Source organism: Stappia sp. BW2 (assembly GCF_008107695.1).
GTDB lineage: Bacteria > Pseudomonadota > Alphaproteobacteria > Rhizobiales > Stappiaceae > Roseibium.
This window is the reverse complement of sequence record NZ_VIRG01000052.1, coordinates 135,888-152,839: the sequence shown is the minus strand read 5'-3', so window position 1 is coordinate 152,839 and position 16,952 is coordinate 135,888. Positions and strand designations below refer to the sequence as shown.

Annotated in this window: 11 protein-coding genes; all 11 read right to left on the bottom strand. The window is 61.3% G+C overall.

All coding sequences use genetic code 11. From position 1 onward, the window contains the following. Positions 1 to 180 precede the first annotated feature (180 nt). Positions 181 to 990, bottom strand: coding sequence for a glycoside hydrolase family 16 protein (locus FMN63_RS04340; RefSeq protein ID WP_148582721.1), 810 nt, complete (start codon positions 988 to 990; stop codon positions 181 to 183). 15 nt (positions 991 to 1,005) lie between these two features. Beyond that, positions 1,006 to 2,349 carry a polysaccharide pyruvyl transferase family protein gene (locus FMN63_RS04335; protein ID WP_148582720.1) on the bottom strand — a complete coding sequence of 448 codons (1,344 nt, stop codon included), beginning with the start codon at positions 2,347 to 2,349 and terminating at the stop codon, positions 1,006 to 1,008. A 41-nt stretch (positions 2,350 to 2,390) separates the two neighbouring features. Then, complete coding sequence (locus tag FMN63_RS04330) at positions 2,391 to 5,192, bottom strand: glycosyltransferase (RefSeq protein WP_209000930.1); 2,802 nt, start codon at positions 5,190 to 5,192, stop codon at positions 2,391 to 2,393. Positions 5,193 to 5,198: 6 nt separating this feature from the next. Further along, positions 5,199 to 6,728 (bottom strand): DUF6212 domain-containing protein, encoded by a 1,530-nt coding sequence (locus FMN63_RS04325; protein WP_148582718.1) that lies wholly within the window; start codon positions 6,726 to 6,728, stop codon positions 5,199 to 5,201. Between the two features lie 232 nt (positions 6,729 to 6,960). Further along, positions 6,961 to 8,148, bottom strand: coding sequence for a polysaccharide pyruvyl transferase family protein (locus FMN63_RS04320; protein ID WP_162529980.1), 1,188 nt, complete (start codon positions 8,146 to 8,148; stop codon positions 6,961 to 6,963). 19 nt (positions 8,149 to 8,167) lie between these two features. Next, a complete protein-coding gene (locus FMN63_RS04315; protein ID WP_148582716.1) occupies positions 8,168 to 9,505 on the bottom strand; it encodes a glycosyltransferase family 4 protein in 1,338 nt (445 codons plus the stop codon). Beyond that, positions 9,502 to 11,763: a glycosyltransferase family 2 protein gene (locus FMN63_RS04310; RefSeq protein ID WP_148582715.1), complete on the bottom strand. Its 2,262-nt coding sequence runs from the start codon at positions 11,761 to 11,763 to the stop codon at positions 9,502 to 9,504. The genes FMN63_RS04315 and FMN63_RS04310 overlap by 4 nt, the downstream gene beginning before the upstream one ends. 6 nt (positions 11,764 to 11,769) lie before the next feature. Continuing rightward, positions 11,770 to 12,564 (bottom strand): hypothetical protein, encoded by a 795-nt coding sequence (locus FMN63_RS04305; protein ID WP_148582714.1) that lies wholly within the window; start codon positions 12,562 to 12,564, stop codon positions 11,770 to 11,772. 10 nt (positions 12,565 to 12,574) lie between these two features. Beyond that, the gene (locus FMN63_RS04300) at positions 12,575 to 13,831 is read right to left on the bottom strand and encodes a glycosyltransferase family 4 protein (protein WP_148582713.1); all 1,257 of its coding nucleotides are present in this window, start codon (positions 13,829 to 13,831) and stop codon (positions 12,575 to 12,577) included. Further along, complete coding sequence (locus FMN63_RS04295; RefSeq protein ID WP_148582712.1) at positions 13,831 to 14,670, bottom strand: class I SAM-dependent methyltransferase; 840 nt, start codon at positions 14,668 to 14,670, stop codon at positions 13,831 to 13,833. The genes FMN63_RS04300 and FMN63_RS04295 overlap by 1 nt, the downstream gene beginning before the upstream one ends. Continuing rightward, positions 14,667 to 16,877, bottom strand: a complete 2,211-nt coding sequence (locus tag FMN63_RS04290; protein ID WP_148582711.1) for a glycosyltransferase family 2 protein — start codon at positions 16,875 to 16,877, stop codon at positions 14,667 to 14,669. Before FMN63_RS04290 ends, FMN63_RS04295 begins: the two co-directional genes overlap by 4 nt. Between the last annotated feature and the right edge of the window lie 75 nt (positions 16,878 to 16,952).

Here is a 16,952-nt window from a genome sequence, read left to right as displayed (position 1 = left end):
AGACCACGGCGCGTGCGTAACCCCATCAAGGCCACGGCCCGCGAGCCGACTAACAGGCCGGATACATATGAGCGATTTCCGAAATCGTGCCAAATTCTCGATTGCGAACAGCAGCCGACACATACATTGAGCCGGCAAGTGAACTTGCCGGCTCAATTCATTGGCAGATGCCAGTCGTTTCTAGGCTGAAGTGTTCTGAAACACCCTCACCGCGCGGATGCTGGTTGCAGCTCCGGCCACATCGCCGTCGTTCTTGCCGGCAAAGGGCGCGACTGCATTGCTGAGAAGCAGCAGCGCCGGCGTAAAGGCAAAATCATTCGGAGCGTCGAAGACTTCCATGTCGTCGACGTAGAACCGGAATCCCCGTTTCGTCCAGAGCATCGCATAGCGGTGAAACGTGTCATCCAAGCGTATATGCGCCCGGTAACTGGCGGCCAGCACCTTCTTTTCCGGGCTCCAGCGGCGGGCCGACACCTGCACGATGTTCGGGTATTTGACCTCCGCCACATCCAGCTCAAAATGCGTGTCTCCCTCCGTCGCGCGGTCGGATATCAGCCAGAAGGCATTGTTGACACCGGCCTCGCGCGCAATGCGCATCTCGCATTCGAAATAGCCATAGGTCTGGCGGAAGCTCCGGGTCCGGACGTATCCGCCGGTGAAAGGTCGTTTCGGGTCGGCCTGATGGCCCAACATGAGGTCCAGTTCGCCATCTCGCATCACGACGTTTTTCGGGTAACGCATAGTCGGGTGACCGTGCCCTCCGATCCGCATCCGCTCCCAGGTCTGCTGGAACCGGCTGAGATCGTCGAAGTCGTCCTGAAAGGTCAGCCGCCAGTCGCCCTCCATCCGCTGCAGGGGCGCAGGCAGATTGTTTGAGGTCAGAGCCAGCACGCGCCGGGGCGACGCAAGAAGCGCCGCCCCGGCAAGACCGCCAACCGCCGCCCCGGTCAGAAACCGGCGGCGGCTCAACATGGAACTGGTTGGTGTCATGATCACGCGAACCGGTCAGCTCGCCAGTTTCGCGCCGGGCTCCGGCGACGTGGTCTCGCGCAATTTCAGTTCCAGATTCCAGGCCCGGCTGCGCAGGGTTTCGATCTCGCTGGTCATGTAATCGACCTCGCCCCGGAACCAGTCGGTCACCTCTTCGGTCGACTGGTCGATCTTCACCAGGTTCGGCTTGACCAGCGGCTGCTCGGGCGGAGAAGCCACCGGTTTCGCCAGCACGTGGTTGAGACCGTTCTCCGTCAGGAAGCGATGATACTCGGCGTAGTTCAGCCGGTAGACATGCTGAACCTTTGAGAAGTCGGCGCTCTCGAAGATCTTTTCCAGATTGATCGGCATGTAGTCTTCGATCTCCACCGACGGGATCGCGAACAGCGTCGACAACTCGCGAATACGGGAATCGTAGGTGAAGAAGACGGCCGGAATGCCCTGATGCAGGCCGATGACGTTGCCATGGAGGCGGAAGCCGACCAGAACGTCGACATTGTCCCGCGCATCCGCTGCCCATTCGTCAACGTCGAAGAACGCCTGCATCCGCTCGCTCATCAACGCCTCGACATCCTTGTCGCCCTCCAGATTGTATTTCCCGAGGATCGAACGGATGTGCTTCTGCTTGGCCTCGCCGGTCTCGAAGATCGCCAGCGTTTCCTCGCGCTCGCCCTGCGAATAGAGACGATTGGACGACCGCCTGGCGACGGCCTCGATGAGCGCCCGTTGCATGCGGTTGGTCTTGGTCGCGTTGGACGCATAGTCGGCGGACAGATACTTGTTCAGCGTCAGGCCGACGCGGGCATTGGCCGGATCGAATGGCTTGATCTCGATGGACGGCCTCAGATTGCGATAGAAGCTCGGGCAGCCGATGATCCGGATGTTCTTGATGCCGATATCGTTGAAGACTTCGGCACTGTAAACGCCGCGCACCCCGATCGTTTCGCATTTGTCGGCGATGATCTTCCACGCCTCGACGCTGCCCTTGGGCAACTCCAGCTTCTTGTATTTTGCCGCCTGGGCCCCGACACCCACCGGCACAATCGGGCCCTTGAGCTTTTTCAGGAGCGGAATGACATTGCCGATGTCGACTGTCTCGGTGAGGTAGTTGGACCCGCGGATGACGGTGGCGTCATAGTCATCGGCAGGCCACAGTTTCTCGTCGGCCGCATGGGCAAACTGCACGTTGGTGATCTGGTCATAGGCCAGTGCCTTCAGCATGGCGTCATAGACGAGAACGTCACCCGTGTTGATCCCGCCACGCGCAAAGGTCGACAAAGGGTCGTCGATTTTCAGGAATGCCGACTTGTTGCCCGGCTTGACGGCAGCGCCGCCGTTGAGAACGAAGAGCTTCTTCATGTGAACTGCACCTTTCAAAAATGTGGGCTCGGGCCCTTCGATTACCGGACGGACGTCTGCCGTCCCCGTTGCTGAAAGAGCGGCGCGCCTTCAGCTTTTGCGCCCCCACCCGGTGTTTCGGGTGAACCGGAAATATGGGCGACGGGCGCCTTGGTCCGGCGGATGCTTTGAAGACGGTCCGGGAACCAGTTGTGCAACTGCCGCAGGAACGGCTGCAGGCTCTTGTCCCAGCTGCGCTCGGCACTGCGCTGCGCGGCATTGGCCGACAGGGAGCGAAGCAGCCTTTCGGATTTGGCCAATGTCTCCAGGGCGGTGATCAGGTCGTGGGTCACCACGCCGTCATCGCTGGAACGCAGCAAAAGACCGTCGACCTTGTTCTCGATCAGCTCGCCCACAGCCCCCACATCGGCGGCAACAGGCACACAGCCGAGCCGCTGCGCCTCGATAATCGTGAGCGGCGCACCTTCCCAGCGGGACGGCAGCACAAAGGCATCCGCCCAGGCCAGCAACCGGCTGAGCCGGCGGCTGTCGTAGATCGGCGGATCGACCCGGATACCAAGCTCGGCGAACCGCTCTTTCCACGAGCCGCCCGCGCCGTCGTCCATGACGTCCGATCCGACAATGCGCCAATCGATGTCGACGGCCTTGCGTTTCAGGGCACGTGCTGCGGCAAAGATGCGCTCGATGCCTTTCTGGCGGTCCAACCGGCCCAGGAACACCGCCCTCAGTCGGCCGTCGCGGTCCTGCTGACGGGTGTCCGACAGGCGTTTGACGTCTTCCGGCGTCATCGGGTAACCGGCTGCATTGGGTATGTGAAGCAACTTGGCAACCGGCACGCCCATGCCGTGCAGCCATTCCGCCATATCGCGCGAGCAGGTCAGAACACTGTCGTAGATATGCTCATAGGCAAGCGTCAGGTAAGGGTGGCCAGCTGGGCGGCCGAGTTCGGAACTGTCCAGTACATGCACATAGTTCACGACCTTGACCCCGCGCCGGCGAAGTTCGCCGAAGATGGCATTGGCCGGGGCAAGCTGGTTGTTGATCACCACGTCGAGACCGGACAGGAACCCGAGAACCTCTTCGGCCCGCGCGTTCTCATCGTGCCCCATCAGCAGGTCGTGGCCCGAGAACATGTTGGGCCCGCCCCACAGCGGATAGTCGTCGGCCAGAAAGTTGATGGTCTCGAACACCCCGTCGTTGTCGGCGATGTGGTTGTAGACCGGCTTGCCGAACACATAGAGATGGACTTCGCAGCCGGCCTTTTTCAGAACCCGCGCAGCTGCGTAGGCGACCTTCTCGACGCCGCCGAACGTTGCGATCGGCAACAGCAGACCGACCCTCAGCGGTGCGCCCTCACGGGCGAGACGCGGCATCACCGGAGACGCCCCTGCACTGTGGCGCAGCAGTTCGAAATACTTGCTGCGGTTCGGGAAATAGGCCGAACGCCAAATCCAGCGCTTGCCGGGCCCATGCCGGTAACCGGATTCGCGCAAGGCCCCGAGCGTCGCCAGAAGACTGTTTGTGGCGGACAGGGCCGTACCCTGAATATCTTCCGCCGAGAAAGGGCCACGCACGACGACTTCGGCAATCTTCGGTGCCGGATTGGCGCCGCGCAATGTCCGGATCCAGTCGTCGGACTTGTCCTCGACGCATTGCTTCATGATGTCGAGGGAGCACATCCATCCAAGCGGCTTCTTGGCAAGTTCCTTGCCTTCGCCCAGTTCGTTCACCTCGATTGCAAGCCGGTCCTTGTCGCTCTCGAACCGGATAGCGACAAAGTGATGGGTCGCCGACAGGCGCTCGGTCAGCCACAGAACGTTGTGTAAAAGGCCGCAGCTCTTCAGCGCGTCCCGGTGCGCCGGCGACATCCACAGCCAGAACGGCGGCACCCCATAGGTTTCAGGTTCTGCCTGCGCCGCCCAGAACGTCTTCACGAACTCCTCGATACTGCGCTTGTTGTGCGCAACCGCCGGGTCTGTGAAGAGGTCGACCAGATAGGTGTCCGCTCCGAAGGCGACGAACCGTGGCGCTTCTTCGTGCTCCCAGCCAAGCAGCGTCTCGGTGGAGAACAGCTTCTTGTGCTTGTCCTTGATGTAGCCAAGGATGCTGTCCCGGGTGCGGTTGGAATCCCGCAACATGCTCTCGGCGCGCTGGCGGTACTCGAAGCCGAAGAACGGATAGTTCGCGCCCTTGAAACCATGAGAGATCGCCTGCAGCCAGAAATCCCAATCCTCGAAGCCGGACTTCATGCTCTCGTCGAAACGAACTCCGGCATCGAGGAGGGATCTGGAGACCAGGCTGCCGGCCTCGCAGATATTGTCGAAGGTAACGTGCAGAAGGCGCGAATATTCCGCCGTGTAGTTGCCGTTCCATTCGATCCCGAACTTGTCGATATTGGGATAGACCCAATCCACGCCGTCGCTGGACTGCATGAACTCGAGCAGCGTCCGGATCGCCGATGGCGTGATCCGGTTGTCGGCATCCAGGAAGTAGATCGCCTCCAGTTCGGAAAAGCTGCGCAGGGCAAAGTCGATGCCGTGGTTGCGTGCCGAACTCAGACCTCCGTTGGCTTTCCTGAGGTAATAGACATTGTCGTAGGCAAGCGCATAGGCCCGGCCTGTCTGCCCGGTTTCGGGAAAGGGGCAACCATCGTCAACGATGACAACCGCGATATTGAACGGCGCCTGCTGGGCCAGAGCCGCGTCGATGGCCTCGGTCAGAAGGACAGAGTGCTTGTAGACCGGAATGACGATGGCGACCGTGGCTGAGGGCATGCCGGTACCGCCGAAACGTGCATAACGCACATTCGGCAGGCCCGGTCTTGAACCAGTGTGCTGGAGCATGCCCACCTACCCGCTCACGACAGCACGGAAGTTGGCGAATTTCGCCCAGGCAAAATCATTTCCGCCCGCTTCGCTCATCCGGGTGGCGAAATAGACGTTCTGCCAAACCCCGATCCGCTCGCCGGCAAAGGCGCTCAAGTGAGCCGTCTCGCCGAAGCTGACGGTTTTCCAGCCGGAAAACGCTTCGCCGACCGCCTGCTCCCGCTCTCCCTTGAAGAGGGCTTTGGCCGCGCCAAGATCCTTGGCAACCACGATGGCGAAATCGATATCGGCCGCCCGGCTGTTGTCGATGAAAGCCTTGGCCGACATGCGGATGACCTGAGGCGGACAGGCCGCCGGCAATTGCCCGATTGTCATGCCTTCCGCTGGCGGATGGCAACCGATGGCCCGTTCCGTCGGCAGCGGCATGATGGCTTCGAAGTCGAAGGACACCTCATCGGAATTGGCAAGGCTCGCATGCTCCAGAATGCCCGGGGCAATCGGCATGTCGCGGAAGCCTTCGTCCTGGTTGACCTGCTGCGACTGCGCCGGGATGTAATTCGCATGCGGTGGCATGGAAACGCCCGGAATGCCGCCCCAGACCTGAAGCGCGAGGCTGTTTTTCAGAACCGGCAAGTCGTTGGAAGCGTCCCGCACCTGGAACATCTCGACCGGCTGCAGGCCACCGACGGACAGAAGCGGCACCTCATCCTCCGTCTCTTCAACCTGCAGGCGGAATTCCAGGGTCCTGCGCAGACCCGCCGTTGAGCGCGACAGGCCGAAGATGTTCCAGCCCGTGGAAAGATCACCGCTGGAGAAATGCCAGGTATCGACGATCCTCTGGTCCTCCAGCGTCATCAACTGGGCGCGCAATTTGATGTCGGAACGGCTGCCGGTCTGCTCCACATGCACCGCCACGCCGCTGACGCCGGAACTCGGCACCGGCAGGATCTGGCTGACGCCATCGATGGACGCGCTAGCCAGCACATTCGGATTGAGCGGATTTTCCGCCGGCTCGTTGCTGAAGAGGAGATCCAGCGGCTGCAGGCCATGCCGGTTGAGAAACGCCTCAAGCGCGGCAAACCGGTTTTGTAAATCGTCGTTCAGGCTGCGAAGCGTCTTCAGCTCCTTGCTGGACAGGACGAGGCGCCGCGCACCCGATTTCACGTGATCTGCGACCAGCCCGACCATTGAGGACACTGCCTCCACTTCACCGCCCCGGCCCCAGCCGATGATCGGCGGCGACTGAACGGCACCGCGTTGCTGAAGCCACTTCAGCAGCTCGTCCTTGGCCTCTGTTGCCGCCGGATCCATGATCACCGCCAGCGGCAGAAGGGGGGCTTCCGCCACCTGGAAGCGACCAGCGCTCTCGTCGGAAAACAAGGCGTAACCATCCTCTACCCCTTCAAACCAGACCGTCTTGACCGCCTCCTGCAACGATCCTGGAATCTCCTGCCTTGAAACACCGACGACGATCAACGTCAGTTCTTTCAGCAACAGCATCTCTCGCGCTGCGTTGTGAACGGGAAATGTGTCTTGTGTCGCCACGACTGTCATGCAAGCCCCCATCTGAACGGTGAAGCGTCTCCCTGCCGGAGTCCGCCTGCTCAATTTATATACACGCACATTTTTTAAGTTTTATTATGACAATAATGCGGCGCACAAAGAGTTATGTAAACATAATTATATATTTCTCGATACAAACATACTATAAAATCATACATCTCGAAATATTATATAAATAATACATGTAATATACTTCGATTTTCGAAATTATTTCATTTCAACATCACACAAGAGCCACCACTCGCCGCTGTTGCATGGGCTCTCGCACCTGCATTACATGCGGCACGCTGTTCTCACTCAAGAAATCGCTCATGGCGTAATAGGTGGCCTCATAGGCCCGGTTGAACCGGTCGAAGAGGCCCTGATCCCAATAGTCGCTCAGGCGGAACACCTTCTCGCTGAAGACATCGAAACTCGGAATCCGGAACGTCTCGGCAAATTCGCGCGTGCGGCTGTCATAGGTGAAGTAAAGCGCCGGAACCCCATTGGCCAAAGCCATCAGATTGCCGTGCAGGCGATAGCCGAGCACCAGATCGCAGGCTTTGACGCAAGCGTCGTAGTCCGCAACCACGTCCGAATAGAACATGGAACTTCGGTAGAGAGCTTCGATGTCATCGTCCAGATACCACTCGCCAACCCAGGCGTTTTCCCGAAGCGATGCAATTGCCTGCTCTTTCTGCTCCGGCGTTCCAAGCACCAGCTTCTTTTCCTCCAGCTCGCCCTGCGCCATCAGAACCGTATCGAAGCGGGCCGCGACGGACTTGATCAGGTCGCGGTGAAACGTGAGATACTGCCGGATATCCCTGGCATAAGCAGGCGACACTTCGCGCCGCACGGTCAGGCCGACTTTCCTGATCTGCCCGATCTCGGGCAGCGTGATCCGGAGGCCCGGATCGTTATGGCGAAAGGCCGTCGGACAGCCGATGATCCGCGTATTCGAAATGCCGATATCTTCCAGCACCTCGGCGGTATAGGTGCCCCGAACGCCGACCGAAGCCGTCGAGTCTGCGATCAGACGCAGGACGTTCTTGGTGGCCTCCGACAGCACCAGCTTGCCATTCACCGGCGCCTGGGCACCGATGCCGAAGGCCAGCACCGGAAGCCCGAGCCGGCTAAGCACCTGCTCGGCCATTTCCCAGTCCATGTCGCCGTGAATGTAGTTCGAGCCGCGTAGCACGACATAGTCGAATTCATCCCGCAGACGGTCGACCTCCGCCGGGTCGAATTCCCGGATCGTCAGGGTTTCCAGGCGGTCGTATTTCAGCAGTTTCAGCGAGGAATCGAAGACGAAGGCATCGCCGATGTTGTGATAGTGGTCCAGGTTCCGCTGAATGTCCTGATGGCTGTACCAGCGGACATTGTTGTGGTCGTAGACTTCGCCGGACGGTATCATCACCAGAACGCGTGTCATTCCATATTCCTTTGTCTTCTCAGGCGCTTTGCTTGAGGGCACCGGGACGAGACGCGAGGCCGCCATCGAGAACCTCGCGATAAAGGGTCACGTGCTCGCCGGCACTTTCCAGATGTGTTTTCGGGGGGCGGATTCCCGCCCGCAGACGCTGCCAAAGACCGGGATCGCTCAAGGCTTCGCTCATGCGGTCGGCCAGGTCTTCAGGACTTGCCGGCCAGGCATGCAGTCCGTCGGTGCCGTCGCGAACCTTTTCGGCCATACCTCCGATGCCGCTGCAGATGACCGGACGTCCGTGAAAGAACGCTTCCTGGATGATCACCGGCGAGTTTTCCCACCAAACCGACGGCATCATCACCCAGTCGGTCTGCCTGATCAGCGAGGGCATGTCCTTGTTCTGGTAGCTGCCGGCGAACCGCACGCGCGGCCCGGCGGCCTCCAGGAGATCGGCAATGCGGCTTCGAAATGCTTCTGGCTGACGCTCCAGATTGCCGCCGTGGATGGTCAATGCAGCGTTGTCTCCCCAGACCTTTTCGGGAATGCGCTGAACCGCATCCAGGAGCACGTCCACGCCCTTGTAAGGGGTCATCTGGCCGAAGAACCCGAAACGGTTCCGGCGCCCACCAGCCGCCACCGGGCGGGGCGCCGCGGGCTCACCCACGTTCAGGCCGTTTTCGATCACGGTCATCTTGTCGGCTGGCAGCCCCCAGGCGACATAGCGGTCGGCCAGGAAACGGCTGGGCGAAATATAGCCATCGGCAAGACCGAGCATGGACTTGATGAACTGCCGGCGACGCAGGAAGCTGGCCGGCGAAATCTTCGGAAAACAGCCGTTGCAGGCAATCGGCGAGGCCGCGTCACAGAGCTTGTGCCCCCCTGCTTTGATCATCTGGCCGTGATGGTGGCAGATGGAGAGAAACTCGTGAAAGGTCACCAGAATGACGGCATGAGGCAAGGCATCGCGCACCGTGTAGAGCGCCTCGAGGCCAAAGCCGATAAAATGATGAAAATGCACCACGTCCGGACGCAAGGTACGGACGAACCGGCGCAGATCCCTGGAAAGATCTCCCGTGTTGCGGTTGGACACCAGGAACGGGTCGTAATCATCGGCATGAAAGAGCAACTCGTCATCGGCATCGTCCACGCCCATGAGGGCGGATTGGCCGTGCCGGGGGTAACCGTCTCCCACCCTTGCCAGGAAGAACGATTGCGTTCCCGGCAGGGATTTCAGGCCCTGATGAAGATTGTAGGACGCCACTTCCGCCCCGCCCAGCGACAACGTCGGATGGCCGTGAGAGATGACGAGCACACGTAGTGTCTCGCCGGTCGCCGGTGGTCTTTCCTGCGAAACTGTCGTCATGCGATCTCCTCTGCCAGATCGGGAAGAACCGGAGACCAGATCCGCTCGAAACTGCGGCGATCCAGTTCGGCAACCAGCTTCTTCCAGGAGCGCTCGCCCGGACGCCCGTCCTCGGCATGGATCATTTCCACCTGCGGCACCCAGAGCGAACCGATGCCCGACAGCTTCAGCCGCAGGGCTCCATCGAGACCCTTCTCGTCCGTGCCGAGATATTTCCTGGAAAAGCCCCCGGCTTCCGCCAGCGCCGATCTTGGCAGGACACAGCAATCGAACGGAGCCGCGGCAACCGGGCTGACATCCGCCCCGTGAAGGGTCCGGCGCGGATAACCGAGGTAATGCTGCTTCAACAGATGGCGGCCGTCCTCCGGTTCAATCCAGGCCCCGCCCCATCTGATGGTTTCGTCTTCGTAGAGCAGCGTGGGAGCCACAATGCAGGCCGCATCATGCGCCTGAAACGCGGTGAGCAAGGGCTCCACCCACCCTGCTCCGCGCGGCAGCACTGCGGAAGACAGACAGACAATCGTTTCCGATGGAGAAGCCTCGACGCCCGCCTGAAGCGCGTCGAGCGCATCCTCGACATGGTCCGCCAGCACCAGGCGGACGGCGAGACCGTAGAAACCGGCAAGCTGTCTGAAATCCTCGATCTGCTCCACCGCATCTGCCTGGGAAGCGACCAGAACAACAGGCACACCACGCAACAGCGGATCGAGAGCACACAGAGACAACAGGACCCGCGATGTCTCGAAATTGCCATCCAGCCCGACCACGAGAGCAAAGACCGCACCTTCCACGACGGGGCCGAAGTCGATGGTTTCGACAACAACGGGATCTGGCGCATCGTTCGCCTGAAGGACCGGCAGGAGATGGCGTTCCAGAAAGTCGGGGCGGAAGGCCGTTGCCGGATCAAGCCCGGACAAAAGCCGGCGGAGCGCGGAACGCGGTGTGGCCCTGCCGAGTGCCAGCGGGGCAAAGGCGGCGCGGCTGTCCTTCAGCACGATCTCGAGGTAGCTTCCCTCGGAACCCGACATTTCTTCCGCGGGCACGTGAACCAGAAAGCCGTGTCGCTGAAGCGCATCCGGTCCGCTGAGAAAGGGGGAAAGAGTTTCAAATGCGCTCGTCACATCCGGCCGTGGCTGCGTCGTCCACCGGGTATCGAGCCGGCAGCTCTTGCACCCCGAGCGCAGGAGAACCGCTTCGACACGATCCTCCGGATTAAGCAGCCAGCCCGACAACAGGACGCCGGCGCGATCCAGCGAAGCACTGAAATCGATACCGACCCTGACCGGGACGTCGAGCTCGCTAACGGTTTCCCGGCCGTCGAACCGCCGGCCCGCAAGCTCCAATCGGGCCCTGCCGTCACCCGCCGGGGAAAGCTTCGGCAACAGAGCCCGTATGTGGGAGGGAAGAGCTCGGGCCGGCGGCATCGTCCTGTGTTCATGAACCTCGACCGCGCTCCACCCCGCGCGGCCCCGAAAGAAAACCTTGCGCAGCAGCCCGGCGTCGAGACCGCCCTCGACCTCCAGCAAACCGGCAAAACCATGGGCCTTGCCGCCGGTGTCCTTGCGCTCGAACAGACTACCCGCCAGTTCGCCAAGTTTCAGCGCCCCGTCGTAAACAAACACCCGGCTGATGCCTGCCGGCATGCCCTTTGCCCAGCCCTGAAGATAGATATCTCCAGCATCAAAGACGCCAAGAACCTCGATGAAACCGTCACGCCCTGCCACCGCATCGACAATTCTCGCAGCCGTCTGCATCGCCTGAGGCGCCGTGCCAGCCCCCAACAATGCCTGGACCAGGCCGTCGACGATGTCGGACACTGACTGAGGCGTCAGCTCACCCACACTTTGCAGGAAACTCTTGAGATCCGCAGCCTGATGTCTGACAGCAAAGGGATAGGCGCGCCCCTGGCTTCGAATGGTCACCCGCTCCGGCCGAAGAACCGGGCTGTTGGCCAGCGAGAGGATCGCGACGAAGGGACGTTTCTTTCCCGAAAGACGATTGCCGGCTGGCAAAACGGAAACCGTGCAAGGCACCGTCAACTTGGGATCTTCATTGAGGATGGCCGGCAATCCACCGGCGAAGGCCTCTCCCACACCGGCAATCAACAGCGTTTCGCGGTCGAGACTGACATGGAGAACCGAATGTCCGTCGAGCGGAACCTGCGGTTCCACCGCCCCCTGCGCCTTGAACGCGGATGCCTGCCGCTCTGCACCTGCGGGCAGCTTCTTCACACCTTCCAGGGTGACGACAGGCTCCATCTGTCCTTACCTCCACAGGCCGCCGGCAGCGGCAAACAGCATGCCGCCGACAAATCCGAGCAGGATCGCCAGCACCAGCATATGAACCTTGAGATTGTTGCGGCTCTGCTCCCCCAGAGCCTTCAATCGGTCATCGAAGCCCTTCAGCGTCGTATCGAAGCGCACCAGAAAGACTTCCAGCTCCTTCACCCGCTGGGCGAGGTCCCCCTGACCGCTCTTGAGAATGGACATGGCCTCGCCAAGCTCACCCTCATTGGAGGCCAGCGCATCGATCCGCTGCACCGTCTCCCGCAACACCGCGGTCGCATCTCGCTGGCCAATGGCGCTTTGGCGCTGCGCCACGATCAACCGATCAAGCTTCTCCATCACCACCGCCAGAGGCATTGCGACGGCAGCTTCCGCGGCCCTTTCTTCGGCGCTGGGGCGCGGCAGTTTCAGTTGCGCTTCCCCCTTTGGGGTTTCCGCAACCACGGTAAGACCGGCGGGCGCTGAGGCAACCGCCTGGGGCAACTCGATGTCGAACGCATAGCTGCCGTCACCGATGCCGTTGCGCTTCAAGTCGATGCGCTGGGTTTCGGCGACCTTGCTGAGCACCCGTTCTCCGTCGTGGAAGACGTGAATGGTCATGCGGTCGCTGGGACTCGAGGCATCCCAGGCCCAGCCGTGCAACCGTCCGTTTTCAAAAGCGTCGACACGGCCCTGCAACCTTGCGGTCACAGTCTGCTCGCTGCCGTCAGCACCGGCTTGCTGCGGCTTTGCGTCCGGTCCGGGTCTCACCTGTTCGAGAGGGGTTACGCTCATGCCAGTCTCCTCAGGCTGCTGGTTCGCTTGCCGCGTTTTGCCTGTCGGCAAAGACACGCAGATACTGTTCGGCAACAGCGCCGACGGTGGGCGGTTTACGGGTGTTGGCGGCCAGCTTCCGGTACTGCGCCGCGTCTCCGGCAGCCGTTGCCATGGCAATGGCAAGTCCAACCGGATCGTTCTTGCGCACATGCAGGCCATCAACACCATCGGTGACGGCCTCGGCCATGCCGCCAACCCCGCTGGTGATCACCGGCCGGCCGTGCTGCTGCGCCTCGGCGATGACAAGCGGGGCGTTTTCCCACCAGAGCGACGGCACCACCACCCAGTCGACCGGCTCCATCAGATCAGCCACGTCCTCTGGCTTGTAAGGCCCCAGACGCGACACCCTGGGCGCGGTCTCCTCGAACAGCGTATCGATGCGTTTGACGAACTCCTGGTTCTGGAACGGTGCGCCGCCATGGACCCGCAGCTCGAAATCCATGTCCTTTTCCACCAGCAGCTTTGCCGCCTGCAGCAGTACCTCGACACCCTTCCAGGGCGTCAGATTGCCGAAATAGCCGAACACGGCCTTTGGCGTGTCGGCACCCGCCCGGCTGGCCGCCGGTGTCACCTCCGGCCGACCGTTGCGGATGATCCTGATTTTTTCCGGCGGCAGCCCCCAGCGCACATAGGTGTCGCGCAGAAACGCACTTGGAGAAACGAACTCATCAACGGCCTCCAGATGTGTCTTGATGAACCGTTCGCGCAGACGCATGTCATTCGGCGTTGCCTCCGGCAGGCACCTGCACAAGCCCCCGGGCCCGAGTGCCGCACAGGTCTCATCCGGAGTTTTCATGAGGACACCGTCATTGGCGCAGATGGCGTAATAATCGTGCAACGTCATCACGATGCGCACATCGGGCAGAACACGCCGGATAAGCACCGGCAGCTCAACGCCGAACAGCAGCAGATGGTGGATATGCACGACGTCGGGTCGGAAGCTTTCCAGCAGCGTACGCATGTCCGGCACAAATGCCTGCAGGTCGATCTGGCTCATGTTGAACCGGTCGAAATGACCGGCCCACATCAGCAACTCGTCGCCGCTGTCGCTGATCGCCTGAAAGCTCGTTCCCGGATGCGGGTCGCGGTGCAGGTGGTTGGTTGCCCCCACAAACAACGCCTGGTGCCCGGCCTCGCGATAGGCCCTGGCCAATTCGAGCGCGACGGTCTCCGTGCCACCGGGGTGAAGGTCCGGATGATTGTGCGCGAAAACGAGGATCCGCATTACGACACCCCCCGCGAGGTTTTCACGGCAACGAAAAAGTCCTGATAATGCGGGGCCCCGTTGCTGCCGCGCCAGTGACCGAACCGCTTCAGCGCAATTTCGAACCCGGCGGCTTCCAGTGCCTTGTCGAGGAAACCATCGTCGAAGGCGACGGCTGCGAGCGGTGCTCGCGGGTTGCCATACCAGGCAGGCCCCTCGCCGTCCCGACGGAACTCGACACGTGGGCTCAGGCCTGCTCCGCGGTCCGGCGCGATGACGAAGGCGGACAGAAACAGCCTGCCTCCCAGCTCCATGAGCCGCGAGATTTCGCGAAAATAGGGCAGGATCTCTTCGGAAGGCAGATGCGTGACCACGGAGGTCATGATGGCAAAATCGAACGAGCCGTTGGCAAACGGCAGCGCGATCTCCGTGCCGCGGATGTAACCGTCCGGATTGTAAAGCGCATTTGCGATGTCGAGATGCATGAAGCGAAAATTGGGATAGACCGACCCGATGTTGCGCGTGCACCACTGAATGCCTGCGGACGCGGGATCTATTCCCACATATCTGGCAGCTTCAGGATCGAGATACTGGGTCAACGGCACCGCCATCCGGCCAATCCCGCATCCGACATCAAGCACACGCTCGTGTGCGTGAAGGCCGCCAAGTTCGATGAAATGACCCAGAAATTCCGTTCCGATGGCGAGATAATCACCATCGCCAACAAAGTTGTCCTCGCTGGGCGGAACCGGCAGGAACCGGTTACGGCCGATATGTCTCTGAAGGTCCGCAAGCCGTTCGGCGTTGAGCGGCGACGACACCAGTCTGGCAGCATCCTTGATGAGAACCGGCGAATTCATGCACTCAGCCCTTTTTCACGCTGCTCCGCAGCTTCCATCAGGGCAATGATGTCGTCCTGCCATCGGGACTGGTGGAGCCAGCGATTGTATTGAGAGGCGACGCCGCGCGTGTAGTCTTCGTTCTTGCGAATGGAGACGCGCTCGAAGTGATAAAGTTCGACGTCGCCCAGGTAGTAGATCTTGCGGTTCAGCTTGCGCAGCTTCAGGCACAGGTCGCTGTCTTCGTAGTCGCCGACGATGAAGTCGGTCGTGAAGCCTTCGACTGCCTTAAAATCGGCCTTCGACAGCACCAGGCAAGCACCGGTTACCCCCGGCACTTCGCGCGAAGAACTGGCTTCGGGAAACTGGCGTGGAAACCCCTTGAAGTAGTGGTGGTTGAACCAGCGGCCCTTGTCGTCCTGAATGAACTTCAAACCGGCGTGCTGGATGGCGTTGTCCGCATACAGCAGCTTGCCACCGACGGCGGCCACCTGCTCGTCCATCATCAGACTGGCGCAAAGCTGTTCCAGCCAGCCAGCCTCCACCGGCACGACATCGGAATTGATCATCGCCAGATAGCGCCCGCGTGCCGCCTCGGCGCCGGCATTGCAGGCAAGCGCATAACCGCCGTTGCGCTCCATGACGACAAGGCGCACGGGAAGGCCGTAGAGAAGATGGAACCCGGCCAGCAGATCCTCGACATGGGTCACCTGCTCGGGAGAATCGAGCACATAAATCACCTCGGCGTTCCCGGCCAGCCAACTGTCGGCGGCAAAGGCTGCAAGCTGTGCCTTGATGAACTCGAAAACCTTGTAGAGCGGGATCACGATGGACACCGTGGGCTCGGCAAGCGGTTTGCCGAACCGGACTTCGGACGGCGTACCGACCGACTGCCGGAACCGCGACTGGACATCCGCCAGAACAGGCGACAGGCAGCCCGAGAGAACATCGTCGCCCGCGTGGCGCGGCGTGACCACCGACAGCGCCTTTGCCCTTATGCCGGGAATGTCGCCCGGCTGCGGCGGTGGCACCAGCACTTCACGTTCACCCGATGCCAGGCGGACCTCGAACCGGGGCTGCAGATTGTGCTGCAACACCCTGCCGACCGGCGCAAACGCGACAAACCGCCTGATGGCATAGCCGCCCTGGGTTTCCGGCAGAACGCCGTCGAATGTGTGCAATTTGAGGGGAACCGGTGCGGAACTGCCGGCCAGGATATCAATGCCCCGGTAGACATGACCGGGATCGCGCAACCAGCCGCCAACCAGCACACCGGTTTCACAGGCGACAGCCGTTTCGACCGCGCAGAAGGACCCGGCTTCCGACAGGACGCCGTGCCGACGCGCAGGCAGGGGATCATTCACCTGCAGATCGCGGATAGCCGCGCGGGCCTCGTCTGATTTCGTGCCGACGTCCGCCACCAGATAGTCGCGCACCTCCGGCAGCTTGCGGGAATTGGCGGCCCACCACTGGCCGACCGTGCGTTTCACGTTGTCCGTTGCCAGCCGCCGGATCGCCAGTCCCCAGTTTCCGGACAGCACCAGGAAAGCGTTGGCCGGTGTTTGCGGCGTGTCGACGGTGCCCAGAAACAACCTGCTTTTGCCGCTGTTGTAGGGCGTGTTGCAGACCGCGCTGTCCAGCCGTACGACACCGGCGTCACCGATCAGCACCGCGGTCTTGATCTCTGTACTGTCGCTGTTGATCAGGGTTTCCAGCAACCGGACCGACCCGATGCTGGCGACCGCCTCCACCACAGGCGGCGTGTCGTTGACGGACCGCAGCAACTCCCGTGCAAAATTGACGAAGCTGCGGGAGCGCCCCAGCCGGAACATGCCGGACCAGGCGCTCAGGAAAGTGGTGACGAAAACTGCACAGGCCGCCTGGCTGAGACCGTTGGTAATGGCAAAGGCATCGGCGGGAGGGCCTGGTCGCGTGGCATCCACGGCAAGCGTTGCCTCGGCCCCAACTGCACCGGCGCTCAGCTTCAGGCTGAGCCGCGCTTTTTCCTTCAGAGTAACGGCCCATACAACACGTGACCCGCCATCCAGCCGCGCCAGCCTGACACTCGCGATAGAGCCGAAAGCCAGTCCACCCTGCTCCACCAGCCTGGGCGCTGCATTGACCTGATGGGCCGGGTCCCAGACCAGCAGGAGAACCTCCGGCGTGAGCTGAAAGAAATGCGGCGAACCAAACTTCGCCTCGGCGTATTGGCCCAAGGTCTCGAGCATATTTGTCCATCGCTATTGAAGACCTGAGCTCCGAAGGGCTCCAGGTCAAACGCCGGTACCCAGGCACACGGAAAG

Bases quoted from the DNA above. Each gene is read 5' to 3' on its own strand.
- FMN63_RS04340 (WP_148582721.1), bottom strand. From the start codon at position 990: ATGACACCAACCAGTTCCATGTTGAGCCGCCGCCGGTTTCTGACCGGG.
- FMN63_RS04335 (WP_148582720.1), bottom strand. From the start codon at position 2,349: ATGAAGAAGCTCTTCGTTCTCAACGGCGGCGCTGCCGTCAAGCCGGGC.
- FMN63_RS04330 (WP_209000930.1), bottom strand. From the start codon at position 5,192: ATGCTCCAGCACACTGGTTCAAGACCGGGCCTGCCGAATGTGCGTTAT.
- FMN63_RS04325 (WP_148582718.1), bottom strand. From the start codon at position 6,728: ATGACAGTCGTGGCGACACAAGACACATTTCCCGTTCACAACGCAGCG.
- FMN63_RS04320 (WP_162529980.1), bottom strand. From the start codon at position 8,148: ATGACACGCGTTCTGGTGATGATACCGTCCGGCGAAGTCTACGACCAC.
- FMN63_RS04315 (WP_148582716.1), bottom strand. From the start codon at position 9,505: ATGACGACAGTTTCGCAGGAAAGACCACCGGCGACCGGCGAGACACTA.
- FMN63_RS04310 (WP_148582715.1), bottom strand. From the start codon at position 11,763: ATGGAGCCTGTCGTCACCCTGGAAGGTGTGAAGAAGCTGCCCGCAGGT.
- FMN63_RS04305 (WP_148582714.1), bottom strand. From the start codon at position 12,564: ATGAGCGTAACCCCTCTCGAACAGGTGAGACCCGGACCGGACGCAAAG.
- FMN63_RS04300 (WP_148582713.1), bottom strand. From the start codon at position 13,831: ATGCGGATCCTCGTTTTCGCGCACAATCATCCGGACCTTCACCCCGGT.
- FMN63_RS04295 (WP_148582712.1), bottom strand. From the start codon at position 14,670: ATGAATTCGCCGGTTCTCATCAAGGATGCTGCCAGACTGGTGTCGTCG.
- FMN63_RS04290 (WP_148582711.1), bottom strand. From the start codon at position 16,877: ATGCTCGAGACCTTGGGCCAATACGCCGAGGCGAAGTTTGGTTCGCCG.